The sequence below is a fragment of the Vibrio hannami genome, from assembly GCF_029589055.1.
Classification (GTDB): Bacteria; Pseudomonadota; Gammaproteobacteria; order Enterobacterales; family Vibrionaceae; genus Vibrio; species Vibrio hannami.
Window position 1 is genome coordinate 644,848 of the sequence record NZ_JARQZP010000007.1, and the last position, 25,892, is coordinate 670,739.

22 protein-coding genes and 2 pseudogenes are annotated in these 25,892 nt (G+C 43.6%); 9 read left to right on the forward strand and 15 right to left on the reverse strand.

All coding sequences use genetic code 11. The features are described 5' to 3' along the window. Positions 1 to 101 precede the first annotated feature (101 nt). Entirely contained in the window at positions 102 to 1,187 is a 1,086-nt protein-coding gene (locus tag P7F88_RS17405; RefSeq protein WP_277826745.1) for a GGDEF domain-containing protein, read from the forward strand. On the opposite strand, the pseudogene P7F88_RS17410 reads toward P7F88_RS17405, so the two are convergent. From P7F88_RS17410 to P7F88_RS17420, 3 genes and pseudogenes are all read right to left on the reverse strand, one after another. Continuing rightward, positions 1,184 to 1,630 (reverse strand): annotated as a pseudogene (locus P7F88_RS17410) (GNAT family N-acetyltransferase). The gene P7F88_RS17405 and the pseudogene P7F88_RS17410 overlap by 4 nt on opposite strands. A gap of 1 nt (position 1,631) precedes the next feature. Next, a complete protein-coding gene (locus P7F88_RS17415; RefSeq protein WP_277826747.1) occupies positions 1,632 to 2,483 on the reverse strand; it encodes a PhzF family phenazine biosynthesis protein in 852 nt (283 codons plus the stop codon). A 35-nt stretch (positions 2,484 to 2,518) separates the two neighbouring features. Beyond that, complete coding sequence (locus P7F88_RS17420; RefSeq protein WP_277829217.1) at positions 2,519 to 3,037, reverse strand: GNAT family N-acetyltransferase; 519 nt, start codon at positions 3,035 to 3,037, stop codon at positions 2,519 to 2,521. 534 nt (positions 3,038 to 3,571) lie between these two features. On the opposite strand from P7F88_RS17420, the gene P7F88_RS17425 reads away from it, so the two are divergent. From P7F88_RS17425 to P7F88_RS17455, 7 genes and pseudogenes are all read left to right on the forward strand, one after another. Further along, positions 3,572 to 4,300 carry a (Fe-S)-binding protein gene (locus tag P7F88_RS17425; protein WP_277826748.1) on the forward strand — a complete coding sequence of 243 codons (729 nt, stop codon included), beginning with the start codon at positions 3,572 to 3,574 and terminating at the stop codon, positions 4,298 to 4,300. A 1-nt stretch (position 4,301) separates the two neighbouring features. Further along, the gene (locus tag P7F88_RS17430; RefSeq protein ID WP_277826750.1) at positions 4,302 to 5,726 is read left to right on the forward strand and encodes a LutB/LldF family L-lactate oxidation iron-sulfur protein; all 1,425 of its coding nucleotides are present in this window, start codon (positions 4,302 to 4,304) and stop codon (positions 5,724 to 5,726) included. 2 nt (positions 5,727 to 5,728) lie between these two features. After that, on the forward strand, positions 5,729 to 6,508 hold the full coding sequence (locus P7F88_RS17435; protein WP_277826752.1) for a LutC/YkgG family protein: 780 nt from the start codon (positions 5,729 to 5,731) through the stop codon (positions 6,506 to 6,508). A 33-nt stretch (positions 6,509 to 6,541) separates the two neighbouring features. Further along, positions 6,542 to 7,446 (forward strand): annotated as a pseudogene (locus tag P7F88_RS17440) (LysR family transcriptional regulator). Between the two features lie 226 nt (positions 7,447 to 7,672). Continuing rightward, a complete protein-coding gene (locus tag P7F88_RS17445; protein WP_277826754.1) occupies positions 7,673 to 8,860 on the forward strand; it encodes a YARHG domain-containing protein in 1,188 nt (395 codons plus the stop codon). Between the two features lie 89 nt (positions 8,861 to 8,949). Continuing rightward, the gene (locus P7F88_RS17450) at positions 8,950 to 10,014 is read left to right on the forward strand and encodes a CFI-box-CTERM domain-containing protein (RefSeq protein WP_277826755.1); all 1,065 of its coding nucleotides are present in this window, start codon (positions 8,950 to 8,952) and stop codon (positions 10,012 to 10,014) included. Then, positions 10,011 to 10,844: a tetratricopeptide repeat protein gene (locus P7F88_RS17455; protein ID WP_277826757.1), complete on the forward strand. Its 834-nt coding sequence runs from the start codon at positions 10,011 to 10,013 to the stop codon at positions 10,842 to 10,844. Before P7F88_RS17450 ends, P7F88_RS17455 begins: the two co-directional genes overlap by 4 nt. Before the next feature lie 226 nt (positions 10,845 to 11,070). Here the strand turns inward: P7F88_RS17455 and P7F88_RS17460 are convergent, their stop codons facing one another. The 7 genes from P7F88_RS17460 to P7F88_RS17490 form a co-directional block, all read right to left on the reverse strand. Further along, entirely contained in the window at positions 11,071 to 12,774 is a 1,704-nt protein-coding gene (locus tag P7F88_RS17460; protein WP_277826759.1) for a class I SAM-dependent methyltransferase, read from the reverse strand. Between the two features lie 84 nt (positions 12,775 to 12,858). Next, positions 12,859 to 13,338 carry a GNAT family N-acetyltransferase gene (locus P7F88_RS17465; RefSeq protein ID WP_277826761.1) on the reverse strand — a complete coding sequence of 160 codons (480 nt, stop codon included), beginning with the start codon at positions 13,336 to 13,338 and terminating at the stop codon, positions 12,859 to 12,861. Positions 13,339 to 13,347: 9 nt separating this feature from the next. Further along, positions 13,348 to 13,884 carry a GNAT family N-acetyltransferase gene (locus P7F88_RS17470; RefSeq protein WP_277826762.1) on the reverse strand — a complete coding sequence of 179 codons (537 nt, stop codon included), beginning with the start codon at positions 13,882 to 13,884 and terminating at the stop codon, positions 13,348 to 13,350. Between the two features lie 23 nt (positions 13,885 to 13,907). After that, on the reverse strand, positions 13,908 to 14,462 hold the full coding sequence (locus tag P7F88_RS17475) for a nucleotidyltransferase family protein (protein ID WP_277826764.1): 555 nt from the start codon (positions 14,460 to 14,462) through the stop codon (positions 13,908 to 13,910). Between the two features lie 3 nt (positions 14,463 to 14,465). Beyond that, positions 14,466 to 14,882 (reverse strand): GNAT family N-acetyltransferase, encoded by a 417-nt coding sequence (locus P7F88_RS17480; RefSeq protein ID WP_277829218.1) that lies wholly within the window; start codon positions 14,880 to 14,882, stop codon positions 14,466 to 14,468. A gap of 39 nt (positions 14,883 to 14,921) precedes the next feature. Next, the gene (locus P7F88_RS17485; RefSeq protein WP_277826766.1) at positions 14,922 to 15,716 is read right to left on the reverse strand and encodes a class I SAM-dependent methyltransferase; all 795 of its coding nucleotides are present in this window, start codon (positions 15,714 to 15,716) and stop codon (positions 14,922 to 14,924) included. A 154-nt stretch (positions 15,717 to 15,870) separates the two neighbouring features. Then, positions 15,871 to 17,751, reverse strand: a complete 1,881-nt coding sequence (locus P7F88_RS17490; protein WP_277826768.1) for a methyl-accepting chemotaxis protein — start codon at positions 17,749 to 17,751, stop codon at positions 15,871 to 15,873. Between the two features lie 288 nt (positions 17,752 to 18,039). Between P7F88_RS17490 and P7F88_RS17495 the strand changes: the two genes are divergently transcribed. After that, entirely contained in the window at positions 18,040 to 19,332 is a 1,293-nt protein-coding gene (locus P7F88_RS17495; RefSeq protein WP_277826770.1) for a pyridoxal phosphate-dependent aminotransferase, read from the forward strand. 21 nt (positions 19,333 to 19,353) lie between these two features. On the opposite strand, the gene P7F88_RS17500 is transcribed toward P7F88_RS17495, so the two are convergent. From P7F88_RS17500 to P7F88_RS17520, 5 genes are all read right to left on the reverse strand, one after another. Next, entirely contained in the window at positions 19,354 to 19,701 is a 348-nt protein-coding gene (locus P7F88_RS17500; protein WP_277826772.1) for an SH3 domain-containing protein, read from the reverse strand. Positions 19,702 to 19,859: 158 nt separating this feature from the next. Then, positions 19,860 to 21,299 carry a dihydropyrimidinase gene (gene hydA, locus P7F88_RS17505; protein ID WP_277826774.1) on the reverse strand — a complete coding sequence of 480 codons (1,440 nt, stop codon included), beginning with the start codon at positions 21,297 to 21,299 and terminating at the stop codon, positions 19,860 to 19,862. Between the two features lie 62 nt (positions 21,300 to 21,361). Continuing rightward, complete coding sequence (locus P7F88_RS17510; protein WP_277826776.1) at positions 21,362 to 22,849, reverse strand: NCS1 family nucleobase:cation symporter-1; 1,488 nt, start codon at positions 22,847 to 22,849, stop codon at positions 21,362 to 21,364. Between the two features lie 41 nt (positions 22,850 to 22,890). Then, positions 22,891 to 24,159, reverse strand: coding sequence for a Zn-dependent hydrolase (locus P7F88_RS17515; protein WP_277826778.1), 1,269 nt, complete (start codon positions 24,157 to 24,159; stop codon positions 22,891 to 22,893). A gap of 228 nt (positions 24,160 to 24,387) precedes the next feature. Next, a complete protein-coding gene (locus P7F88_RS17520; protein ID WP_277826780.1) occupies positions 24,388 to 25,884 on the reverse strand; it encodes a CoA-acylating methylmalonate-semialdehyde dehydrogenase in 1,497 nt (498 codons plus the stop codon). Positions 25,885 to 25,892: the final 8 nt, after the last annotated feature.

The window sequence follows — 25,892 nt, forward strand, 5'->3', positions numbered from 1 at the left end:
TTAAACTGTTTGCATAATAAATTTTAACCAGAAGTAATATGTACCAATCTTTAGTTAAGCTGCAAAGGTTTGTAGACAGTTTAGTTGATAAGAAAAGGCCTATGAGCGTACGGGCTGAGCTAAGACTGAATCACTACATATGGTTGGTCTTTATTGCTGTTCCTCTGAGTATCTTATTTGGTATTAAAAACCTATGGGTTGGAAACTTTTACATCGCAGCAACACTAGGTGTTTTTCTAGGCTGTATCGTTTTCAGTCTTTTACTCATTCCGCATGTAAAAAACACAGAGAAAATCTATCACGTTAACAATTTTGTGTTTATAGCAATGGTCACCCTGGTTTCAGTATGGGGAGCCAAAAGTGAAGGGCAAATTCTCTGGAGCTATACCTATCCATTGTTAAGCATTTCTCTTTTTGGTCATAAGTATGGCCTTCGCTGGAGTATTGCACTGTTGGTTATCATTATGATCAGCTTGCTCTATTTCGACTCACTGAATCAGACATATTCTTATGACTTTGAGGCTCGATATTGCGTTACTTACCTTTGCATCATGGTGATCACCACCTGGCTTGAGTACGGGCGAAGCCGATATATAAAAGAATCAATTGAGCAGAAACGTTCGTTAGAGAGTGAGAGAAAAACATTAAAACGAGAAATTAAAAAGAGAGCACAGCTCGAGGAGGAGCTGGCAAACCTGGCCAATATCGATGACCTGACTCAGTTATACAATCGCCGATATTTTTGGCTCAAAGCAAACGAAGAAATATCTCGTGTCAGGAAGCTCAATAGCACGTTAACGGTAGCGGTGTTTGATTTCGACAGGTTTAAAAAATTAAATGACCAATATGGTCACCCGGCAGGAGATGAGGTACTCCGAAAGTTTGGTGAAATGTGCAGAAGTTCTCTCAGAGAGTCCGACATCGTGGGAAGAATCGGTGGAGAAGAGTTTGCTGTGCTATTGCCGTTTACCAATATTGAAGAGTCTAAACAGATAGTCAGAAGGCTTTGCCAAAAAATTAGCGAGCATCGTTATGATTTTCAGGGCGAGATTGTAGGTGTGACTTCTAGCGTTGGCATGTGCGAGCTAAGTATAGAGAATTCCAGCATCGAGCGGTTATATGCCAGTGCAGATAAAGCGCTATATGAAGCGAAAGCCAAAGGTCGAAATCAGATTATAAGTTCTTAAAGATCCAGAAATAATCTCAGCATATCGATATGTTGTAAGCCATGCTCATAGATTGGTTGTTCGTAATTATCGGTGAAGAAATTTTTGCGTACCCTCCACTCTGAAACCAAAGCGCTGGTAATAGGTAAGCTGATAGCCAAATGTGCCGGTGCCTAGTTCCACTTTTTAAAACCACGATCACTCAGCTGCTCTAACACATACCGAAGTAAAGACGTTCCAATTCCTCTGCCTTGCAGTTCTGGCCATACGGCAATGTTGAAAATCTCTGATACGTCACTGCTTTCTGAGTTTGTTACGCAAACACCAGCTAGCTTGCCTTGATCATATGCAGCGAAGCAGAGAGCCTTTTCAAGGTACTTATGAATGCATTTCTCTGAAGGATCCGCTTCTAACAGTAGTGCAATCGGAAGATCTTTAGCGTTAATTTGCTTGAATTCTGGCATATTAAACAACCACTTGCTTAGTGCCAATTGGTGCCGCGTAGCCACCAACAACCACAGAGTGAAACTTATCGTTCCTATATTTAACTACCGCTTTTAGTTCAGAGCGGCAATTCATGGCTTTTCCCTGTTCAAACAGAAATTCATCTTTTGGCCCCAAATGCTTAGTTAAGTAACACGCCAGCGCACCATTTGAACTTCCAGTTGCAGATTCTTCAGGTATGCCAAAAAGTGGGGCAAAATTACGGCAATTTGCAGTGTACTTACTCTTTTCACTACAAATCTCGAAAGCGTGGATCCCGACAAGGTTATGCTTACGACTGAACTCAGCGATAGCATCATCATTTGGGCTCAATTGTTCTAAAGTCCCTTTTGCAACAGGCAGTATCAAATCAGATAAGCCAGTTGTTAATGACTCTATGGGCAACTCCCCAGGTTCTAGATTGTCGAATAGGCTTGAAACATCAGCTTTAGAGAAGGTTTTTAACCAGGTTGGAGTGTTTTGCTGAAGCATAACTTGTCCGTCTGGCTCGATATGTACTTCAAGTAGTCCTGCTTTGGTTCGTTGGGTAAATTGCCCGGCTGGCACAATCCCTTGTTTGAACAAGGTAGAAAAGGTTGCCAGAGTGGCGTGCCCGCAAAAATCGACTTCATCGGTCACCGTATAAAAAGAAACAGCAAAATCGGCGCTATCATCAGCGGTAACAAAAGCAGTCTCTGAATAGCCAACAGCTTGGGCAATCATCAACTTTTGTTTTTCAGATAACCCTTCGGCACCTAATACTACGCCTGCAGGATTGCCACCGTTGCCATTAGCGGTAAAAGCGTTAATCAGTTCTACATTGATTGTTTTCATCGAATTGTTCGGAGCTATATGTTTTGGTGAAGATATTAACGTGGGCGAATACTTAGTGAATATATGTGGTCATCATATAGAAGTCCTTTAATACAATAAGCATTAGGAACGATTTTTGAGAGAGTAAACCCACATTTGGTCAATACCTTTTCTGAGCCGACGTTGCCTTTTGTCACAATCGCCTCATAGTTTGTAATTCCCAAACTCTTGGACGCCCATCCGATAAGTGCAGCCAGGGACTCTGTTCCGTAGCCTCGGCCAAAAAACTCGGGTAATAGGAGGTAACCGACTTCAGCTATACCATTTTCCAGTTTAAATCCGGTAACCCCTACTTTACGGCCTGTTTCTGCTTCTGTAATAACTAAACATAACCAGTTCTCAGAATCGACTCTCCACGCTGGTAATCTCGACTGAAACTTTAACTCTATATCTTTGAGACTTGGCCTGTCAAAGCACAAATCAATGACGTTAGGATTTGTGTGTAACTCCAAATAAAGAGAACGGTCATTTTCGGAAATTTGCGCCATTCTTAAACGTACAGATGAGAATTTTATTTCTCCATTTTTCATAACGTATCCATGTCTTTTTAGTCCGGTAACAGTACCAATTGGATGAACGTAAAACAATGTTAATAGGGGCTTAAATAAGAGAAATATAATAAAAAGGAGAATTAAAATATTTGATTCCAGCCTCAGTAGGGTTACAAGGCGGCTTATGGACTCATTGAATTGTCGCTAATCATTGCTCAATAGGGGGAATTATTGTTTCCAAAAGCGATGTAATTACATCTTGCTTGTTTTGAGTGTCCTTTTAAGCTCATGATTTTACAGTGTTGTTGAGTGGGCTGTGTTTTTGTGTACAGATCTGAGTCACACTATTTTTGAAGAGGTTTACAGACTAAGACTTTGGGGGGATAGCGATAAATATCATTGTGGCTAGAATATAAATGCTAGTTAAGAATAATAATTTAAATATTAGCTTAATTTAATTAATAATATTTATCGAACTTAATATTAATGTATCTGTAATTTATTGGAAGAGTTTAAATAACATCACTCTAATAAAGTAATGTTAATGGGAGCAATATAATGAAGGTGAATCTATTTGCAACCTGTCTGGGAGATATGGTCAAAGCAGAAGTTGCTAAAAAGACCGTCTTATTGTTAGAGCAGTTGAATTGTGAAGTCATTTTTCCCGAAAGGCAGGGGTGTTGTGGTCAGCCGTCTTTAAATAGTGGTTATTCGGATGGCAGCAAGGCTGCGATGAAGAGCATAATTAGCTCTTTTGAGGTCAACGATTACCCCATTGTAAGCCCTGCGGGTTCGTGTGCAGCAACCATTAAGCGTTATCCAGAGTATCTAGCTGATGAGCCTGAATGGGCGGCGAGAGCACAAAAAATTGCAGATAGATTATACGAACTGACACAGTTTATCGTCGGAACCTTAGGTATCACAGATCTCGGTGCAAAGCTCTGTGGTCGCGCGGTTTACCATCCTTCATGCAGTTTGATTAGAAAGTTAGGTGTGAGAGAAGAGCCTTTGGCGCTTCTTGATAAGGTTGAAGGTTTAGAGATGCTGCCCATCGCTAATCAGGAAACCTGTTGCGGCTTTGGCGGTACTTTCTCCGTCAAGATGTCTGAGATTTCCGGTGAAATGGTGAAAGAAAAAGTACAGCATATCTCTGCTGTAAAACCCGATTATCTGATTGGAGCGGATATCAGCTGTCTTATTAATATTGGTGGTCGTATCAGTCGGGAAGGTAAGCCGATAAAAGTGATGCATATTGTGGATGTATTGTTATCTGGTGAGGGGAAATAATATGTCGATGAAAACCAGCAACATCACCTTCCGCGACAGAATCAATGTGCAGATGAAAGATGACTTTATGCGCCAGTCGGTAGCTAATGCGCAGGAGCGTATGTTTACCAATCGCCAGATTGCAGCAGACAAGCTGGGTAACTGGGAAGAGTGGCGCGAAATGGGGATGGATATCCGCAACCACGTCCTGGAAAATTTGGATTACTACCTAAAGCAGCTAAGTGACAATGTGGCTAAAAATGGAGGATATGTTTTCTTTGCTCAAACCGCTGAAGAAGCGACGGACTACATTGAGAAGATTGTTCAGCAGAAAAATGCCAAAAAAGTCGTTAAATCCAAATCTATGGTGACGGAAGAGATCGACCTGAACCGAGTAATTCAGCGTAATAATTGCGAAGTGGTAGAGACCGACCTCGGTGAATATATTCTTCAGGTTGACGACTGCGACCCACCATCACACATCGTTGTTCCTGCTCTGCATAAAAACCGCACTCAGATCCGCGATGTCTTCCGCGACAAGATTGGATATCAGGGTGAGGATGATCCTGAAGAGATGACTCGATTTGTGCGTGACTACATCCGCCATGATTTCCTCGAAGCAGATATTGGCATAACGGGCTGTAACTTTGCGGTGGCCGAGTCTGGAACCATTAGCCTGGTCACCAACGAAGGTAACGCACGACTTGCAACCAGCCTGCCGAAAACGCATATTGCAGTAATGGGAATGGAGCGTATTGTTCCTACCTTTGAAGAACTAGATATCGTTATTAGTTTGCTTTGTCGAAGCGCCGTTGGCCTACCGTTAACTGGTTATGTTACTGCGCTTACGGGGCCACGAGAAGAAGGTCATTGTGATGGGCCAGAAGAGTTTCACCTGGTCATCGTTGATAACGGACGCTCGGACATTCTTGGTTCCGAGTTCAAAGATATTCTGCGCTGTGTCCGTTGTGCGGCATGTGTCAACACCTGCCCGGCATACAGGCATATTGGTGGTCAGTCGTACGGTTCTATCTATTCAGGGCCTATTGGTGCAGTACTTTCTCCACTACTTGGTGGATACGACGATTTTAAAGATCTGCCATATGCGTGTAGTTTATGCAGAGCTTGTCACGATGTTTGTCCGGTTAAGATTCCACTTTCTGATTTGTTGCTAAAGCACCGTGAAAAGATGGCTGAACAGTTTATTACTCCTGCGCTAGAGCGTATGACAGTAAGTGCGTTTAACGTCATAAATGCTCGACCAATGCTTTGGGATACTACTGTAAAAATCGGCGCTAAAGTTGCGGGAAGCCTTATTAAAGATGGCCATATGCCTTTTAATTTGGGCGCAACAAAAGAGTGGACAGAAGCCCGGGATCTACCAGAGCCGGATGGCGAATCTTTCCGTAGTTGGTTTAAAAAACATCAGAAGAGCAAGGAGTCATAATTATGTCGAATCAAGAGATTTTGGGTCATAAGATAAATACGGCTTCTGAACGAATTATCAAGCGTGACGACTTTTTAGCTAACATCGCCCAAAAGCTTGGCAGAACGGACACTCCTCAAAGTGTTGAGCGACCGCCATTAAGGTATACATGCCACCATGATGTGATGGCAGAGTATACTCAAGATGAACTAAAACAGGCGTTAGTAGATTACACTCAGACTACGTTGGCATCTCAGGCAGTGGTTACCACTCAGGAAAACCTCTCTGTTACCTTACGTGAAGTTTGCGAAGCATACTGCCTGGCTGGTGAAGAAAAAGTTGGAAAGCTGGCAGATGTGCTTTTTTCTTCAGATGCACGACTGCAGGTGTTGTTAGATAGCGGGCAGATTGAGTCCGACTACTACCAGATAAGTTTATGGAACTCGCATATTGATTATCAGGGTAATATTGATATCGCTGAGCGAGCGAAAGTAGGTGTCGTATATGCCGAACAAGCGTTAGCGGAATCTGGCACTATGGTTTTGTATAGCCAGCCCGATCAGGGGAGAGCAGTTAGCCTTCTGCCTGAAGCATCAGTTTTTATAGTGGCAAAAAGTGCTTTAGTGCCACGTCTTTCTCAGGCGACAGCGGTGTTGCATCAAAAGGCGGCGGAAGGTGAACGTATGCCTTCATGCGTGAACTTTATATCAGGCCCAAGTTCAACCGCGGATATTGAGCTGATTAAAGTTGTAGGAGTTCACGGTCCTGTCTACGCTACTTATATTATTATTGATGATATTTAGGCCAACAGACCCGAGACGAATTGAGTTGTATCTATGCCCGATATTGATGATTTGGTGTTGTTCACCCAGGTAATAGAAAATGGTTCATTCAGCAAAGTTGCTGAGTTGAACGACATAAATAAATCTGTTGTCAGCAAACGAGTTAGCAAGCTAGAAAATACGCTTGGTGTACAGCTGATTTATCGTTCCACCCGAAACCTTTCTCCGACTGAAGCGGGAGAGGTGCTTTATAATCGCGCCAAAGACATCAACGAGATAGCCGCTGCCGCATTTAACGCGATAGACGGCTACAATGAAGCGCTGTCGGGCCATATCCGAATGTCGGTTCCGACGATTTCTGGTGATTTACTGTTAGCGGAAGCGGTATCCGATTTCTGCCAACAGCACCCGGGATTGACCATCGATATGTCAATGGACAACCGTTTTGTCGATTTAATTACGGATAATTATGATCTGGTGATCCGAACTGGCTACCTCGAAGATTCCAGTCTAATTGCGCGCTATATTTTCAACTCGAGATGGGTGATATGTGGCTCTCCAGAGTATATTGCGAAAAATAGCGAGCCACAAAAACCAAAGGATTTATTACGCCATAACTGTCTGGGCTATACCCACGAAAGCACAGGAACATACGACTGGCAATTTAAACGTAATAGCGACATCTTCACACTACGAGTAAGCGGTAACTTCAGCTCAGATAACTCGGCGGCGCTGCGCAAGGCAGCATTGGGGGGAACGGATTAGCTTACTTACCAACTTGTCTTGTGTATGAAGATCTTCAGGCGGGCAGGTTAAAAGAAGTGTTAGCTGGCCACGTAGGTAAAGAAGTCGGTATCTATGCGGTTTACCCTTACACACGGCAGCCAGCCAAACGAATTCAGATGCTTATTGAACACATCCGGAATCGTTATTTATCAATGAGTGAGTATTTTGGTTAAGGGCTTCATTTGCGAATCTTCACAGCTTCGAAAATCGAATAGAACTAATTAGTAGAAATAGCCTGTCAGAGCAAAGTATGTGGCTATTATCTACTGATAATATTTACTCTGGAATGACAACTTTATGGAGTAAATATGCGTACGCTGCTGTTGATATGTAGCTTATTTTTTTATCCCGAATGCCTTAGCAGATAATTATTGTACCAAGCGAAACTCAGAGACAGGAATGGAGCTCATTGCTGAGGCAGATGGGTTAAACAAAGAGCTTGCTGCTCAATATAACGGCATTCTGAATTCGACCACATATAAGGCTCTGCTTTCCCGAAAGTATTCTGGTGTTGACGGTACCGAGCTATGGGAAATGCAGCGGAGTAAGTTTGTGGATCATGCTTATTTAGTGGCAGAGGCTCTTATTTCAGTCGCGGAGTTAAAAACGCAAACACCAGTTTTAATAAAGAAGATGGATAAAGCTAGGCGACTGTGGGATAGATTAGCAGAGTACTGTTATGATGAGGGAAGGTATAAAAACTACGATGAATCAAAGGCTAACGCCAAGCTTATCTCTCAGGCTATTGAAGGGGTAAAAGGGCTAGAGAAGCAACTGGAAAAAGTGAACCAGCAACTACAATACGAACAATTAGGGATTCGTAGTACCTCATATTACAGCATGGACTGGGGTCACAACCCTGTATATGTTGCTGATCTAGGCAGCGGTTGGAAAGAGCTTAAAGGCTACATTCACTATCAAGTTGATATATCTGCGTGCGAAGAGTTAGATTTCGTTCCAGTCAGATTGCTTACCAGTAAGCTCTCCTATAAAGCAGTACCAGGAACACACACCTTAACATCTATAACTCCCTCAATTTCTGGCGCATACAAAAATGATACGGGGAAGGGATCCAGGCATCAGTATAGGGGAGACACTTATGTCGTTCCTTCTGAGATAAATCAGCAAAGGACGATGCAAATCGTAGACAAAGTCTTTTTGATTGAAGTTGAAGAGTGCTTTTGGGGCATCGATCATTTTAGTGCAGAGAACGGCCTCAGATTTACCATGTCAATGAATGATCAGAGCTATGTGATTGCTTCCGGAAAGTTATTTGATGAAAACTCGCAACTTCCAGGTGGAATGCAAAACGTCGAAGAATTAGTAGAGTTGCATACAAAAGAAGGCGGCTACTTAATGGCCGCTTCCTCACTTCGCTTATTAACTAAAGAAGAGCTTCAGGGCTACAGTGCCAGCGAATTGCGTTTGATTCGTAATGAAATTTTTGCCAGGCATGGGTATATATTTAAATCTAAAGATCTTTCTTCCTATTTCTCGACTAAGTCTTGGTATAGCCCGAACACCACAGATGTCACTTTGTCTACTATAGAAACTAAAAACGTGAAACTGATTAAGTCTTTGGAGTGAGCTAAGGGATTAAAATTTAAGCACTCCTAAAATTGTCATATCATCAAAAGAATGAGTTTGACTAAGTCAAAAAACAAGGAAGTCTAACAATGACAGTAAATAATAACAGGCGAAGGTTAGTGGCTGCTGTTTCTGCAGGTGCAATGCTGTTTCCGTTCTCACGAATGGTAAAAGCGAGCTCTGCAGATGATCTTCCAGCCTGTGAGTCTGGAGAGTTTATCAGAAACGGTTGGTATGCAGAGTGGAATACACTTTATATTGAAGTGTCGGATACCAAGGACCCGAAATATCAAAAGCATACTAAAGATACCCTGAAGATCAGGCCGAAATCTCAACTTCAAACTCTTTCCGATGCGTTACCTATATTCAATCTAAAAGCTGAGTTTACGGTTAATTTCGAGCTGGTTGCCGAGGCTATACCTCATCACATTATTTTTAACGATACTTATTATGAGGTTGTCTCTCAGGACGACGTTAGATCTTATAAGAAAGTTGTTGGGCCGGATAAATACGAAGATGCCAATATCCAGATTGAGTTAAGCCGAGGCAACACTGTTCATAAAATGAAGCTAACCAGTGGAGACTGGGGAACGGATGCCTTCTTAATCTTGTCTGAAAGTGCGGCAACCAGGCTGTTTGAATATGGAAATCAGAAGGTAAATATCACTTTGCTTATTGATAATAAAGCTGTGATATCTCGCCAATACGATGTCAACGGAATGATGTCGGCCTATTCAATGGCGAAAAAAGCCCATGACAAAGAAACAGCTAGAGCAGATGCTGGTAAATGTGATTCGGGAGGTTGTTTCTTAACAACCGCTGCGTGTGAAAACCTTGGCCTGTCCGATGATTGCTGGGAACTAGAAACGCTGAGAAGCTTCCGGGATGAATACATGATGAGTATCGAATCAAGAAAGCAACAGGTAAAGGAGTATTATCAGGTTGCTCCTGATATCGTAACAGGCCTAAACCAAGCTAATGATTCTAGAAGCTTATATTTGGCAATGTACTGGCGTTATATCCTGCCTTCGGCATTACTTATAAAACTGGGTATGAAAAAGCGGGCCCACCGCAAATACATGGAACTGCTCCAGTGGGCTAAGTCACATTCAAATCGTAATATGGATAGCTGTAGTCAAGGAGCGATATCGTGAAAAGAGCCATTCTGACATTAGCCATCACGTCACTTAGTTTTTCTGCTTTCTCTTCAGATGAGAAGATATCCGTCTCCAAGTGGAAAGGAACTGAGGCTGTTACCAGCTCAATAAAAACTGTAGAAGGCGTTAAGCACGAACAAAAATTGTTTACCGCTATTTTGAATATCGACTCAATTAATGCGGGTCTTGATAATGCAAATGGTTCGTTTCCAAAAGTGTACCTCTATTTCACGGGTGAAAGACATGGCGCTTACACTCAGCCTCTTGATGCATGCAACCACTCCGAATTCATAGCCAATAACGGGCACTATAGTGTAAGAGAGAAATGGAACATAGGCGGCACAGAAATAGGAATGTACACAGAGTGTTATTACTCAAAACAGAACCTAACCTGGGTTGCGGCTGGAACACCGTTGACCAAAGATGGAGAAGCCTATCTCTATAAGTTGTTTAAAGAATCTAGCGTGCCGATTGGTGTAAAAAGAAATGATCATCAATGGATGGAAGCCAGTGCATCGGGCTTTTCGAAAGCCTGGGCATCAAGAGTTGCAGAGCTGACTAAAATTGCAGAAAAAGGAAACTCAGGCGCTATGTTTGCTTTGGGATATGGCTATTTCAACGTTGAAAAGAAGGATAAAAAGGCGTTCCCCTGGCTATTAAAAGCTGCCCGAGCGGGTGTTATGGTTGGACAGGAGTGGGTGGGGCACATGTACCTAAATGGATTAGGTGTCGCTCAAGACAAACCCAATGCCGCCTACTGGTTTCAAAAAGCATCAGAGCAAGGCAGCGAGTTTGCTAAAAAGCAGCTGGTGGAGTTGGCGAAGTAATACGTCACCACTCACCAACCAATAGCCGATCTTTTGAACTCGTCCCCACGGTCCCCCGTGGGGATGTATATCAGATTCAAAGCTATGGGTCGATATAAACTCCGAAATTGATTTAACTCTATGTTTTTATGGATTTTTCGTGGGTGGTTTTACTCGCAGTATGCATTACCACGCGGAGCGTGGGAACGAGAGGTAATGAAAGTGAGTGTGTAGAATTCTTACTGTACTACCACTCACCAACCAATAACCGATTCTTCACTCCCTGAATCTGAAGTCCCATCGCTTCGAATACCTCCTCAAACTCGTAACATTGAGGAGGAACGTTTGGAAGCGAGAGGGATGCCTCGGTGAAAAAGCGCTGTCGATGAGCGTCGTTTTCTCCCCATGCCAGTTGCCACCAGTCGAGAATTCTGTGTTTCGACTCTACGAGCCTAGGCTTACTCGGAAGCCTGTCTTTTTTGTTGAGATTTTCGGTCTTAGTGGTTGGTAATAGGTTCCACTTGTCGTTATTGGGCCAGTACGCAAATGGTAAACAATGGTCGACATGAAAGGTGTTGTTTAGTTTGGTGTTGCTCCATGCACTGGTTAATGCTGTTTTATTATCTCTTAGTTCATGTACACGATTACGAACTTCACTTGTATCATGGTCTTTTTCTAACCAAACCAGACAGTTGTGATAGGTCTGTAGAGAAATATTGTTGTCTTGATTCAGCTTGAACCTCTGCATCTGCATAATCCACTGATTGACGACCAATGGTTCAATCCAGGAGTTATACAACCTAAAGCATTCCCACAAGCTTTCATTTAGAACAAAAGAGCCGTAGCTTTCAAAAAACGAGTTATCCAGATAGATACTTGATTGCATCTTTCTTCGCCTGGTCGGCGATACGGTAGAGAATTCCTGTTGATTATCGGAGAGTGATCCAGTGTAGATATACTTTATCGGACCATCTTTCATTGCCTTAACAGAAGCCTGAATCGTCTTTTGAATTGCTGTCGCATCTTCCCCTGCAAACAAGCTCCCTACTGAAAGATCGTCTGCTGAGAGGTGCTTAATTTTCTCCCAACCATCAGGAGTTATAAAGGTGAGTCCTTTGGTGGTATTGCTGTTCTGCTGAATGTTACCCACATCGATCAGGCGCTTGTATGCTTTAATCCAATAAAGTGCTACCAGGCCCAAAGGGATAGCAACCTCACCATTACTTCTGTCGATAACACAACCTGGGTGTGCATCCGCGATGCGCAAGAGAACACGTAGCAGAGCGAGCTTATACGTTGAGCTCTTACTATCGTTGACTATGATATGGCGAACTTTATTCAGATCTCCCGAGCCATCATCCGGAAGTGTCATCACAACCGTTTGCCAGGAAACCTCATTGCGGTTTAGAGAGTCGCTAGAGTCAGAAATGTCCCGAACTAAAAGAGCGGTATCTTTTGCGAGCCGTTCTAACTCTTCAACGGTAACTTTATACCCGATACGCTCATCATCAAACTTGCCATGACGCAGTGTGATAATGAGTCTGCCGTTTGACGCCAGTAAGTTGGATAGTTTGCGAAATGCTCTGCTTCTATGAGTCTGTGCCAGGTGCATCCATACGGCACTAACCAGAATTATATCGAACCTGATACCTAGCTCTTCGATCTTCTTGAGGGCAGGTAATTCATCGGCTATCCATGTAACGCGATCTCCAGTCAGTTCCTTTCCAAGCTTTAGCATTGGTTCCGATGGTTCAAGGGCAATAACATCTGCCCCTTTCTCAGACATCCATTTCGCATCACGGCCTGTGCCAGCACCCACGTCCAGTACGGTATCTCCAGCCTCTGGCCAGAACTTTTCCCACGACGAATGGGCCGACTCAAAAGAAACGGAATTATATTGCTGCGCTAATTGCTGAGCATTTTTATCGTAAAAAGAAGATGTTGCGGACATAACCTAAACCATATACCAGACAGTTCAATGATATATGGGATTGTGTAATAAGGCGATAAGATACATCACATTATGTTTGGTAGGTTATTCAATCACATACTTCTGCCAGTGCAGTAATCTTTTCAGCTTCACCTGATGATCTTCAAATCCACAACTTGTATAAAGCTTCTGTGCCGAATGATTATTGTCATCGACTTCTAAAGTGATTTTCAGGTAGTCGTTTTCTCTGCTAAAAGTCTCAACGCCTTTTAACAGTACTTTTCCGTACCCCTTGCCTCGGTATTGTCCTGAGATCATAAAGTCGTGGATATTGAGTACCTTCTTGCAACGATATGATGAAAATGACTCCAGACATACGGCAAAGCCGACAGGTTTGTTGCCTTGATAGGCGATAAAGCCAATGAAGTAGGGGAGCTGGCAGAGTTCCTCTACAATGTTTTCCTTAATACTTGCCTTCGCGTTGGAGCTGTATTCGATAAACAGCTTTTGCATATCTGCTTGTTGTTGCGAACTTTCTATATCCAACCGGACTATCTTTGGTATCTCTGTGCTAACTTCTGACATTGGTATTCTCTAAAATTGATTGGGTGAGAGACAGTTATCTCGTTGTATCGACATAGTAATTAAATCATCACTGTCATACAGTCTGACGGCTGCAGGGCGCATGCCGAGCTTCTCCAGTAGTCTTGCAGATGGGAGGTTATCTGTTACTGCCACACCATAGATCTCGTTCTGATTTGTTTCTCTAAATGTAAATTCAAGAGCTACTTTGGCGGCTTCAAAAGCATAACCTTTGCTTTGATACTCAGGCAGCAGACCATAGCGGATATCATCCAGTCCATTGTCAGGGATGGTCTCTACCCCTGCATATCCAATCTTTGTGTTTGGCGCGTCAGCCAGTGAAACAATAAACGTCCCATACCCTTTGCCCCAGTGAGCGACTTTTTCCTGTAGATAATTTGCGATGTACTCTTCACTAAATGGTTTACCACCGGGAAGGTATTTTGTGACTTCCGGGCTTGTTAGCAGCGCTTTGTAGATATCTAAATCGGTTTTCACGACGGGTGTTAGGATGAGTCGTTTGGTTTTGATTTTTGGTTGCTTCCTCATAAGTTCTTATCCGTCTATGGTGGTTAGCAAATAACTGTGAGCTTTGGCCAGATTTCCAGCCACTGTTTAGAATGCACTCGCTCGTTAAATGTTTGAAGTGTTCTCTTTGGGTTGTGCGTCAGCTTTAAGTTAAAGAGAGATTCAAACCCAAAGGAGGAAATGCATTCGTATTGGTTCTCGCTGGTTTTCCGAATGGCGACCGCAGTTTCCTTTTCTACCCAATATGACATGGCGTCTAATGTGCTTTGGTAGGGGGCATCGTTGTTTCTTCGATGCATCAAAGATTGATTTCTAACCTGCCAGTTAAATTCGGGCTCTAAAGCTTTTAGCTGCTCTTCGTAAACAGCGTACATGTTGCTGTTTTTTTCAGTAGGGTCATAATAGATCACGTCAATATCGTTCAGTGGAGTCGAACAGGCCTTTTGGTGCAAGTAGTCCCAAACTAGGTTCCGGACAAAACCAGCGGCAATGTAACAATCAGGTAAATCTAGTTGATAAACTGCGCTTAACGCCTTCACTCTTTGTTGATCTTGGCGGACGAGTTCGATGATTTTTCTTTCGTATTGCGTTTTGGTCATCAGTTATACATTTTCGTAGTCAGATGCATTAAATGAGTACATACGAACTTCGTCTCTGGGGAGCCAGCCTATAGACTCGTAAAATCGTTGCGCATTGATATTGTCGTTGGCAACAAACAGGTGAGTTTTGGAAATACCATTCGCTTCCAACGCCTTAATTGCGGATGAAATTAGCAGCTTGCCAATACCGTTACCTCGTTCAGATTTATGAACAGCAAGGTGTTGAACATAGCCCCTTCGTCCATCGGTACCTACCAAAATAGCGCCTTTAATCTCCGAAGAGTGCTGCGCCACAAAGCTTAAACCAGGGTTGAGTTTAAGGTAGCGCTCTATGTTTGTCCTGGAGTCGGCATCTCGCAACAACATGGCTTCGGTCCCAGACCACAATTTGATAACCTGATCGTAGTCCGAGATGAGCATTTCTCTAATAGTGATATCCATATCTGTTTTCTTGGTTCCTTACACTAGTTCTGCGATCACTAAACCGTGATTACTTGAGCCCAACAAAGATGGTTCGTCACAGGTCTTTAAATGGCTTTGAAGCCAGGTGTTGTATTGCTTTGGAGTAAACTGGTTTACGCCAGTGGCGATATATCTCGAGAATCCATCTGTCGCAAGGTGCCTCAACGGGTTGAAACCGTTCTCTCGAATCAGTTGTTCTATCTCCGATGGTGAAGAGAAATAACCGACTCTGAAAAAACTGTCTGCTTTGGGATCAGATACCAATCCTGTTTCCAATAGTTTGCTCATTACTTGTGGGGTGATAAGCTCTGGAAACTTCTGAGCAAACAAACCAGCGACAAAGTAACGGGAAATATAAGCAATGGCTACGCTGCCACCTGGCTTAAGTATTCGTTTCGCTTCCTGCATAACCTGATTACGTTCTTCGATAGACTGTAGATGGTATAAGGGACCGAGAATAACGCAGAGATCTTGTGATGAGTCTTCGATAAAAGGGACAGAGCACGCATTGCCCTGAAACAATTTTACCTTAAGATTTTGGTCTGCTGCTTTCTCAGCGAATATATCCACCTGCTCTGGCGCAAGTTCTACTGCAGTAACGTCACACCCCATATCTGCAAACTTTAAAGAGTAACGTCCGGTAGCCGCGCCAAGTTCGCAGACTTTATTGCCAGGTTTAAGGTATTTGGCTAAAGCGTGCATCGTAGTGTCGTATTCAAGCTGAGCGATGTACTGGCGAGTAAGGCGGCTATCTTCATCAGCGCCAGTGTATTGTGCTATCAGTTCTTCCATGATTAATTTTTCTATATATCAATAAATTAACGGCAGTAATTAATTCATACTAGTGGTATGGATTGAAGAAAGGAATAGAAATCTTATGTTGCGGATAGAAAGGAGAGAATAGGGGAGTGGATGTGGCTCCCCTGTTTGATACTGTGGTTATCAGTTAAACTCGGAAAAACTCCACTGAGTTAGCAATGCTCTTTGATATTGCACTCAGCTCTGTTGCGTGTTCTTTGTTGCCTTCAGAGCGCTGGTAATTAAGTTTTGCAGCATCGTTTATCTCGATAATGCTGTTATTGATCTCTTGGGCCACTTTGGTCTGCTCTTCTGCCGCTACAGCGATTTGGCTATTCATATCGGTAATCAGGTTTACAGAGTGCTGAATAGAAGACAACACTTCGTCAGCATTTGCGGAGCTGTTTAACGTCATTTTAGCCTTGTCCACATTAGTATGCATTTCCTCTACAGAGCGGTGTGATAACTCTTGTAACCTTTGAATCACGCCACGAATTTCGTCGATGCTCTGATTTGTATTGCTGGCTAGTTTCCGAACTTCATCGGCAACAACGGCGAAACCACGGCCTTGCTCACCAGCTCTTGCAGCCTCAATGGCTGCATTCAGAGCAAGAAGGTTCGTCTGTTCAGAAATATCGGAAATCACACTCAGCACGCTAGCGATAGATTTGGATTCTTTATCAAGTTCTCGAATAACTGCTGAGACATCGTCCATGCTAGATACCAGTGCAGTTATCTCATTATTCATGTTACTGACCACTTCTTGCCCATGTTGGGAATACTGCTTTGCTTGCTCTGATGCATCAGAGGCATTCATTGCATTTTGAGCAACTTCGGTAACAGTGGCAGACATTTGGTTCATTGCAGAAGAGGCAAGCTCTAATTGTTCCATTTGGGCCTGGGAGCTCTGGATCAGATCATTGGCGGACGCAGAAGACACAAGAGATGCTTCCCCGAGTTGGGTAGAGGCAGCATTAATCTTTTGCACACTTTCTGTTAGCTGTTTAGACATGGTATGTATAGATAGGTTGATGCCAGTTTTACCATTTAAGTCTTCAGATTGCGTTTTTCGCAGGTCACCTTTGGCTATTTCTTTTACATATCGCTCTATTTCGAGTGGGTCGCCACCTACCGGGTTATACATATATCGGTGAACGAGTTGATAAAGAATGACTATCGAGATAATGATTGAAATAATGGAAAATATAACGCTACTTATTGTGTTTTTTTCAGCATCGGCGTTGATATTTTCCCATTTCTCCCAGGACCAGACATTCCATCCCACATTTGGTAATGTAGCTTTAACTACATAAGCTTTCTCATTATTGAAATCAAATGTGTGTCCTTCTTCTTTTGAAATGCTATTTTTAAAACTAGGGAAGAGCGAGTAAATATTATTCCCGATATCTTCGTTGAACTTAGATGCCAGGATATATCCATCCTCTCTGCTGATAAATACTTGTCCTTTTTTAGTTATTTCCTGAGTCAAATCAGATAGTTCGTTTACAGATATATTGGCATTTAATACACCAACAACCTTTTGATTTCTTTTTACTGGTACAGATAGAGACATTACCAGTTCACCAATATTATTAACATAAGGTAATGTCGCTACATTTTCTTCGTTTGCCATGGAGCGAACAAACCATTCTCTTTGGAGTTTTTTGGCATTAAAGTCAGGAATTAGCCCCGTCGGTTTATAAGTTAGGCCGTTGTTCATAGCATATGCGGCGCCGAACATATGTAACCCTTGTTCTAACGACTCAAGTTGGCCTGATAGCTGAAACATTATTGGCATGCCGGAATCGTCAACAGCAATGGTTTCGCTGGCTAAATGCAATCCGGTAAAGTATATCTGTAGCCGGTTTTCAATAGTGTGAGAGATTAGTGATGCGGACTCTTCAAGGCTGAGTAAGGTTTTTTCTTTGCTGGAATTTTTGAAATTGTAGTCACTGTATATCGTCAATATTGAGATAACAACTAGAATAAGTAGGGCGGATAATGTGACTAACTTCTGCTTTACATTCATGGTTTCTACTCTGAATAATATACTTTTCCATTGGGCCAATATTGTCAATACAATACTATTGATAATATTGAAATGTAAATAACTATATAATGTATTTGTTTTGGTGGTTATAGGCTTTATTAAATAAACTACGGTTTTTTATTTGAACGTTAATGTATAATTAAAATACATTAACGTTCAAATAATGTATTTGGGCTGTTTTCGGTTGACAAATATACTTATACCTTTAATCTGAATATTTATTAATTATATGGCGAATGGTTATAAATAATGGTGACAGGTAGAAGTTTGTTTTCTCAACGCAATCAAAAAATTGATACAGAGAATGCATTTAAAGTTGGGCCTCATATTTCTGCGATTGAAAAACAAGGTCATTCAGTAGTGAAATTGAACCTTGGTGAGCCTGATTTTGATATACCAAAACCAATAGAAGACGAAGTCATACGTCAGCTACGAAATAATAATACCCACTATTGTGATCCTAAAGGCTTGCCCGCTCTTCGTATGGCGATTGCAAAACAAATCTGTGAAACCAGGCAGTTAGATGTATCTCCGGATCAAGTCGTTGTTTTCCCAGGAGGAAAGCCAAGCATCGGCTTTGCTCAGCAAGTCTATTGTGATCCTGGGGATGAAATAATCTACCCAAGCCCAGGTTTTCCAATTTATGAGTCGTTTATTGATTATGTTGGTGCTGTGGCAAAGCCCTTGCACTTAAGTGAGGATCAGGACTTTTCGTTTACAGCAGAACAATTAGATTCTCTGATCACAGATAGAACTAAACTTATTTATATTAACTTCCCTTCTAACCCAACCGGGGGTATTGCCAGCGAAGAACAGCTTAAAGCTATTGCGGAAGTCATTAATCGCCGATGCGGCCCTGAAGTCAGAGTTTATTCTGATGAAATATATGAATACATCACGTTTGATGGGAAGAAACATATTTCTATCGCGACGATGCCAGGCATGGCAGAGCGAACGATTATTGCGAGTGGCATGTCGAAAACATTTGCCTGGACTGGTGGCCGCATAGGATATGCTGTGTTCCCTACCGTAGAAGAAGCAGACACATTTAAAAACCTAAATATCAACTACTTCTCTTGTGTGCCTCCTTATAACCAACAAGGCGCTGTCGTTGCGCTAGAAAACCCGGATGTAATGGACACTGTGAGAAAAATGGTAGATACCTTTGAAGAGCGAAGAGACTGGATATATTCGGCCCTTAATGCCATCGATGGGATTTCTACTAAAAAGCCGGGTGGGGCGTTTTATATCTTCCCTAACATATCGAAAGTCTGCGAATCTCTTGGTGTGATAGATGCGTTTAATAACCTTCCTGGCCATGTTCAGGAAACGACATCGCCATCGACATTATTCCAGATGTTTGCACTTTATCATCACCACGTTGCGGTGATGGATCGCCGCTCATTCGGGAAAATCGATGTGGAAGGGAAACATTATTTACGGCTTTCATATGCGGCGGAGATGTCACAGCTTCAAGAAGGCATAAAGCGAATTGAAGCAGCGACTAAAGATAAAGCTGGATTTGCTGAGTTCATATCTAAAGGGAAGAACTTCTGCTGACGCTACCGTTTTCGCTATAATTTAATCAGCTTGCAAGTGATTCATTGGTGCCCAGGCGAAATTGTCAGGGCTACTTTCTTTTGCTCCCCATATCCAGCCATTGAGTGAAAACTCTGCGATCAATATTTCTCCAACGGTGAGAGTATGTTCTACCGCATGATATTTTTGATTCGAAGTGGCTTCATTCCCCTCTACATTCAATATCTGCTTTGGAACCCAGCCTTGCTTGTTAATGCCTCGACACAATATCCAGTTTGGCCATGGGCCATTAGCATCTGACTCTTCAATAACGGTCAGAACCTCGCCTTCTTCTATCTTTATTGGATCTGATGGTGCGTCGGTATACGCTTCGATAACTTTATATTTCATGGTCGCAGTTAGTATTCCGTTTTTCTTAATATAGGACAGTCAGCATATTGGCGTTCACTAAAAATGTGAATAGTAAGAAAGGAATAAATAAGATGTTACCTCATTTCCTTCCATTTGGATTTAAAATCAATGAGGTAATATCAATTGTGCGCATAAAATTAGCGAGTTACAGCTTCTGGCTCATCTAGCTCGTTACGTTTTAACTGGCTCTGGTAAAAACCAGCGTAAGGTGGACGTGTCACATACTGACCGTCACCAGGGTTTGTCTTAATCTCGCCGTTGTCCCAGGCAACCTTACCGTTACAAATAGTCGTAACAGGTTTACCTTGCACCTGCATACCTTCAAAAATACTGAAGTCGATTTGTGACATCTGATCTTTGACCGAGAAAGTCTTTTGTTCATTGGTATCCCAGATAACAATATCGGCATCCGAACCAACCGCGATGGCACCTTTACGAGGGTAGAGGTTAAAGATTTTAGCTGCGTTGGTAGAGGTAATCGAAACAAACTCATTCGGTGTCAGTTTGCCCTGATTCACCCCTTTATCCCACAACACCATCATTCGCTCCTCCACACCAGCGGTACCGTTTGGAATCATAGTGAAGTTATCTTTACCCATCGCCTTTTGAGAGGCACAGAAGGCGCAGTGGTCAGTTGCAGTAGTTTGAATGGCATCACTCTGCAAGCCTTTCCATAGCGCATCCTGATGTTTTTTCGGTCGGAATGGTGGGCTCATAACGTGTGCTGCAGAGTAATTCCAGTCCGGATTCTTATAGACGCTGTCGTCAATGACCAGGTGTCCTGCTAGACATTCACCAAACACAATTTGTCCATTGTCTTTGGCGTATTTAATTGCATCGATAGCTTCTTCTGTCGAGACATGCACAAGGTAAATAGGCGCGCCCAAAGTACCTGCAATGTTGATAGCGCGATTCGCCGCTTCCCCTTCAACAGCCGGTGGTCGCGAAAGTGGATGTGCTTCTGGTCCTGTAATACCTTTTTCTAACAATTTTTGCTGCAGGTGATAAACCAGCTCCCCATTTTCAGCGTGGACTGTTGGCACTGCACCCAGTTCCAGGCAAGTACTAAAACTGGATACCAGAATATCGTCGGTTGCCATTATTGCGTTCTTATACGCCATAAAATGCTTAAAGCTGTTTACACCATGTTCTTCCACCAGTGTTTTCATCTCTTCCTTTACTGAATCGTCCCACCAGGTGATTGCAACGTGAAAACTGTAGTTACATTGTGACTGAGAAGCCCAGTCTTGCCACTGATGGTATGCTTCAATCAAAGATTGCTGCGGAGAAGGGATGACAAAATCGATAATGGTTGTTGTTCCGCCTGCAAGAGCCGCAGCCGTACCCGATGCAAAATCATCTGAAGCAACCGTACCCATAAACGGCAATTGCATATGAGTATGCGGGTCAATGCCGCCTGGCATCACTAATTTACCACTGGCATCGACTATCTCAGTATCTTGCGGAATATCCAAATCGCTACCTATCTGAGTGATTTTTCCGTCCACACATAACACGTCCGCCGTATAGGTCTGCTCGTGGGTTACGACTTCGCCGCCTTTAATTAATAGATTCATAGTTACTCCTTGTACATTAACGGCCTGCAGCATATAAAGTGCGACAGGCCGATATTATTCCCTTAAGCTTCTTCAGGTTCAGCGGTAAGAACCGGTTGCGTCATCACGCTAGACGCAAGGTAATACAGGATTGCACCTGCAAAAGCACCAGTAAACCAACCATAGTTGTAGAACCAGGTCATCACATCGAAAGTGACCGCGATGATGGTAAATAGCACAGGTATGAAGAACGCAATAAAGCCTGCGTAGTTGATTGAAGGAATCAATTCTTTGTCAGAATATAGTGCCGGTATATTCAGACTCTGCTTCTTGACCAGGAAGTAATCGACAATCATGATGCCAGCGATAGGACCCAGCAAGCTGGAGTAGCCCAGTAGCCAGTTCGAGTACATCGCTTCCACACTCACATCCGATTCAATCCAGTGAAGTTTTTTCAACAGTTCCCAGCTCATTAGCCCAATACCAACCAGACCCGTCAGAAGTACACCGCGAGTATGGTTGATTTGCTTAGGAGCAATGTTCTGGAAATCATTGGTAGGGGATACGACGTTTGCCGCTGTGTTCGTTGACAGTGTCGCGATGATAATCAGAACCATGGCAATCACTACCCAGAATGGGCTCTCAATCTTACCGATTAGCGTGATTGGATCTGAAATGGTTTCACCGAATAGTGTAGTTGAAGCAGAAGTCAGTACCACACCAAGTGCAGCGAAGAAGAACATAGTGAGTGGCAGACCGATGATCTGACCGGTAATTTGATCTTTTTGTGATTTAGCGTAACGGCTGAAATCAGGAATGTTCAGAGACAGTGTAGCCCAGAAGCCAACCATTGCTGTTAAGCCAGCAAAGAAGTAGCTCGCAAAGCCCGCGTCTTCAGGTCGGTTTGCCGGAGTCATGATGATCTCTGAGTAAGAGACCTTGCCACTTGCCCAGAACATAAGACCAAGGCCTACAGCAAGCAGCAACGGTGCTGCCAGGGTTTCCAGCCACTTGATTGAGTCAGAACCTTTGATTACCACTCCAATATTCAGTACCCAGAATATAAAGAAGCCGATCACCTCACCAACGCTGCCAAGGCTAGCCCAGCTACTGGATAACTCGGAAAGAAGAAGGTGGATTGCCAGGCCACCGAACATGGTCTGGATGCCAAACCAGCCACAAGCTACCAGACCACGGATTAGACATGGTACGTTGGAACCAAAGGTACCAAAAGACGAGCGCAGAAGTACCGGGAAAGGGATGCCGTATTTGGTGCCAGGAAAGGCGTTCAGTGTTAGTGGTATAAGCACGATCACGTTAGCCAGGAAAATAGTAAACAGCGCCTCAAGCACTGAAAGCCCAAAGTAAGCGGTTAATACACCGCCTAAAGTATAGGTTGGTACACAAATCGCCATACCTACCCACAATGCAGCAATATTAACTTTACTCCAGGTTCGTTCCGCCACCTTAGTCGGTGCAAGATCGTCGTTAAAAAACTTACTATCGGTCAGGTCTTTGGCAACATCCAGTTCATAGAAGTCACCGATTTTTTTCATGGTTGATTTCATCATTAAGTCCTCATCCAGTTGAGAATTTTTCTGGTAGCAGAGGGTTACTCTGCCGTCTCACATAGCGCTTCGGTTGCAGATTCCTTTGCAATGCGCGTACTTGCCTCCAGCATGGTATGCAGCAGTACGTTCGCACCGGCTTCACACTCTTGCGGAGAGGTATTTTCGATTTCGTTGTGGCTTATCCCGTTTTCACATGGAGTAAAGATCATGCCAGTAGGAACTAAATCCGCCATGTAACAAGCGTCGTGGCCAGCTCCGGCGTAGATATCCATGTGTGAATAGCCAAGCGATTCTGCCGCAGCTTTTACGTCGTCAGACGCGTTGAATTCAACTGGCGCAAAATACCAGAATGGGTCGATTTCAATCTTGATCCCACGCTCTTTGGCTACTTTAGCGCAGTATTCGGTAAATGCTTTGTCCATCTCTGCCAGTGTCTCTGCATTAGGGTTACGCAAATCGACACTGAAAGTGATTTCGCCAGGGATTACGTTGCGAGAGTTTGGATAGACCTGCATAAAGCCAACAGTACCTAAGCCATTTTCATAGCTGTTTGCCAATTGCTCTATCTCAGCGATGATCTTAGCACTGGCAACCATGGCGTCGTTACGCAGATACATTGGGGTTATACCCGAGTGGGACTCTTGTCCCTTAATGGTGACGTTGTACCAACGTATCCCCTGACCAAGACGTACTACACCGATAGTCTTTTCCTGGTCTTCCAGGATTGGACCTTGTTCGATATGGGCCTCAAAGAATGCACCTATATGACGGCTGCCAGGTTCTTCGTCACCCAGATAGCCTATTTTTTCTAGCTCATCTTTCAGACGAATACCATCGACGTCGGTTTTGTTCAGCTCAGTTTCCAGGTCAAAACGGCCGACATACACACCAGAACCTTGCATTGCTGGCTGAAAGCGTGAGCCCTCTTCGTTGGTCCAGACAGAAAACTCCATCGGTGCTTCGGTAACGATATTGTTCTCATGCAGCGTGCGAAGCACTTCCACACCAGCCAATACACCAAACACACCGTCAAACTTTCCACCTGTCGGCTGGGTATCAAGATGACTGCCGGTCGCGATGGCTGGTAAGCTGTTATCTTTACCTTCGCGGCGAGCAAAAATGTTGCCCATTTTGTCTACGCTGATAGTACATCCGCACGCTTTGCACCACTCAACGAACAGATCTCGAGCTTTACCGTCTAATTCAGTGGCAGCAAGGCGAGCACATCCACCTTTCTCAGTGAGCCCAAACTGCGCCATCTCCATCAGACTTTCCCAGAGCCGATCGCCGTTTACACGTAAATCTTGCATACAAATTCCTTTTACTTGGTTCTTCTTAGCGTTAACGCTAAGTCACATTAGGCCTGCATCCCTTTTCTGAGCGGTACAGACCCCACGTATTCAAGAACATTCTCGTCTGGCTTTCCGTGCCATTTACCAAATGGTAAAAATTCTAAGTAAGCTAAATTGGGCTCTGGTCTCTGACTCACTAAAGTGGGTTCTGCCGGAGCCGGCTTTATAATTTGATATTGCTACGTGCTATAAACTTGGGAATGAAAACAGAGTTCCGTCTTTCACTCCACCAGATGGCCACCTTTGGGTGATTGCTTTACGTCTGGTATAAAAACGAACCGAGTCTGGACCATAAGCATGCAGGTCACCGAACAAAGAGCGTTTCCAACCGCCAAAGCTGTGATAGGAAACTGGAACCGGTAATGGGACATTAATACCGACCATACCAACCATTACTTGATCCGAGAAGTAACGGCTCGCTTCGCCATCACGGGTGAATATGCAGGTTCCGTTCCCATATTCATGCTCGTTGATTAAAGCAACGGCATCTTCCAGTGTGTCAACCCTTACTACAACTAGCACCGGACCAAAAACTTCTTCCTGATAAATTGTCATTTCCGGGGTTACTTTGTCGAAAAGTGTACCGCCAAAAAAGAATCCTGCCTCAAAACCGGGCACAACTATGGTGCGACCATCTACAATGATCTCTGCACCTTGCTCAACCGCCTGGGTTACATAAGCTGCTACTTTGTCTTTCTGCGCCGCAGTGATAAGTGGCCCCATTTCATTGGTGTTGTCATTACCTGGACCAACCTTCAATGCTTCGATTTGTGGTTTCAGCTTATTTACCAGAGCATCCGCAACTTTGTCACCTACTGCAACTGCTACAGAAATCGCCATACAACGTTGACCACATGACCCGTAAGCCGCCCCCATAAGAGCACTGGTTACGTTATCTAGATCCGCATCAGGCATTATAACCGCATGATTTTTCGCACCGCCCAGAGCCTGGCAGCGCTTCCCTTTTTCAGATGCACGATTGTAGATAGCCTCTGCAATTGGAGTAGAGCCTACAAAGCTCACCGCCTGAATAGCATCATCATCAATGAGTTGATTTACTACATCAGCACCACCGTTCACGACGTTTAGTACACCCGGTGGTAGACCTGCTTCTTCTGCTAATTGTGCTATGTAAAGCACACTCGCAGGGTCGCGTTCTGATGGTTTAAGAATGAAGGTGTTGCCACACATGATAGCGCTTGGCCACATCCAAAGTGGCACCATCGCTGGGAAGTTAAACGGCGTAATACCAGCAACCACGCCTAGGGGCTGAAATTCACTCCAAGCGTCGATGTTACGACCAACATTGCGGCTGTGTTCACCTTTGAGCAGCTCAGGGATACCACACGCAAACTCTACGTTTTCGATACCACGTGCCAGCTCACCTTTTGCATCGCTCAAAACTTTTCCGTGTTCACGTGAGATAAGCTCACAAATTTTGTCCTGATTTTGTTCCAGTAGCAGCTTAAAGCGATACATAACTTGTGCTCGAGCTGCTGGTGGTGTGTTGCGCCAGGCAGGGTAGGCTGCTTTTGCTGCGCAGATCGCCTGAGATACGGTTTCTTTTGATGCCATACCCACTACGGCACATTGCTCGCCGGTAGCCGGGTTAAATACAGCCTGAGTCTGAGTACTGTCTGCGTGGATCTCACCGTTAATCAGGTGACCAATATGTTCTGACATGTTTACTT

What these genes read in the sequence shown, in the direction of transcription:
- P7F88_RS17405 (WP_277826745.1), top strand. Translation starts at nt 102, where the DNA reads ATGAGCGTACGGGCTGAGCTAAGACTGAATCACTACATATGGTTGGTC.
- P7F88_RS17415 (WP_277826747.1), bottom strand. Translation starts at nt 2,483, where the DNA reads ATGAAAACAATCAATGTAGAACTGATTAACGCTTTTACCGCTAATGGC.
- P7F88_RS17425 (WP_277826748.1), top strand. Translation starts at nt 3,572, where the DNA reads ATGAAGGTGAATCTATTTGCAACCTGTCTGGGAGATATGGTCAAAGCA.
- P7F88_RS17430 (WP_277826750.1), top strand. Translation starts at nt 4,302, where the DNA reads ATGTCGATGAAAACCAGCAACATCACCTTCCGCGACAGAATCAATGTG.
- P7F88_RS17435 (WP_277826752.1), top strand. Translation starts at nt 5,729, where the DNA reads ATGTCGAATCAAGAGATTTTGGGTCATAAGATAAATACGGCTTCTGAA.
- P7F88_RS17445 (WP_277826754.1), top strand. Translation starts at nt 7,673, where the DNA reads ATGGAGCTCATTGCTGAGGCAGATGGGTTAAACAAAGAGCTTGCTGCT.
- P7F88_RS17450 (WP_277826755.1), top strand. Translation starts at nt 8,950, where the DNA reads ATGACAGTAAATAATAACAGGCGAAGGTTAGTGGCTGCTGTTTCTGCA.
- P7F88_RS17460 (WP_277826759.1), bottom strand. Translation starts at nt 12,774, where the DNA reads ATGTCCGCAACATCTTCTTTTTACGATAAAAATGCTCAGCAATTAGCG.
- P7F88_RS17465 (WP_277826761.1), bottom strand. Translation starts at nt 13,338, where the DNA reads ATGTCAGAAGTTAGCACAGAGATACCAAAGATAGTCCGGTTGGATATA.
- P7F88_RS17470 (WP_277826762.1), bottom strand. Translation starts at nt 13,884, where the DNA reads ATGAGGAAGCAACCAAAAATCAAAACCAAACGACTCATCCTAACACCC.
- P7F88_RS17475 (WP_277826764.1), bottom strand. Translation starts at nt 14,462, where the DNA reads ATGACCAAAACGCAATACGAAAGAAAAATCATCGAACTCGTCCGCCAA.
- P7F88_RS17480 (WP_277829218.1), bottom strand. Translation starts at nt 14,882, where the DNA reads ATGCTCATCTCGGACTACGATCAGGTTATCAAATTGTGGTCTGGGACC.
- P7F88_RS17485 (WP_277826766.1), bottom strand. Translation starts at nt 15,716, where the DNA reads ATGGAAGAACTGATAGCACAATACACTGGCGCTGATGAAGATAGCCGC.
- P7F88_RS17490 (WP_277826768.1), bottom strand. Translation starts at nt 17,751, where the DNA reads ATGAATGTAAAGCAGAAGTTAGTCACATTATCCGCCCTACTTATTCTA.
- P7F88_RS17500 (WP_277826772.1), bottom strand. Translation starts at nt 19,701, where the DNA reads ATGAAATATAAAGTTATCGAAGCGTATACCGACGCACCATCAGATCCA.
- hydA (WP_277826774.1), bottom strand. Translation starts at nt 21,299, where the DNA reads ATGAATCTATTAATTAAAGGCGGCGAAGTCGTAACCCACGAGCAGACC.
- P7F88_RS17510 (WP_277826776.1), bottom strand. Translation starts at nt 22,849, where the DNA reads ATGATGAAATCAACCATGAAAAAAATCGGTGACTTCTATGAACTGGAT.
- P7F88_RS17515 (WP_277826778.1), bottom strand. Translation starts at nt 24,159, where the DNA reads ATGCAAGATTTACGTGTAAACGGCGATCGGCTCTGGGAAAGTCTGATG.
- P7F88_RS17520 (WP_277826780.1), bottom strand. Translation starts at nt 25,884, where the DNA reads ATGTCAGAACATATTGGTCACCTGATTAACGGTGAGATCCACGCAGAC.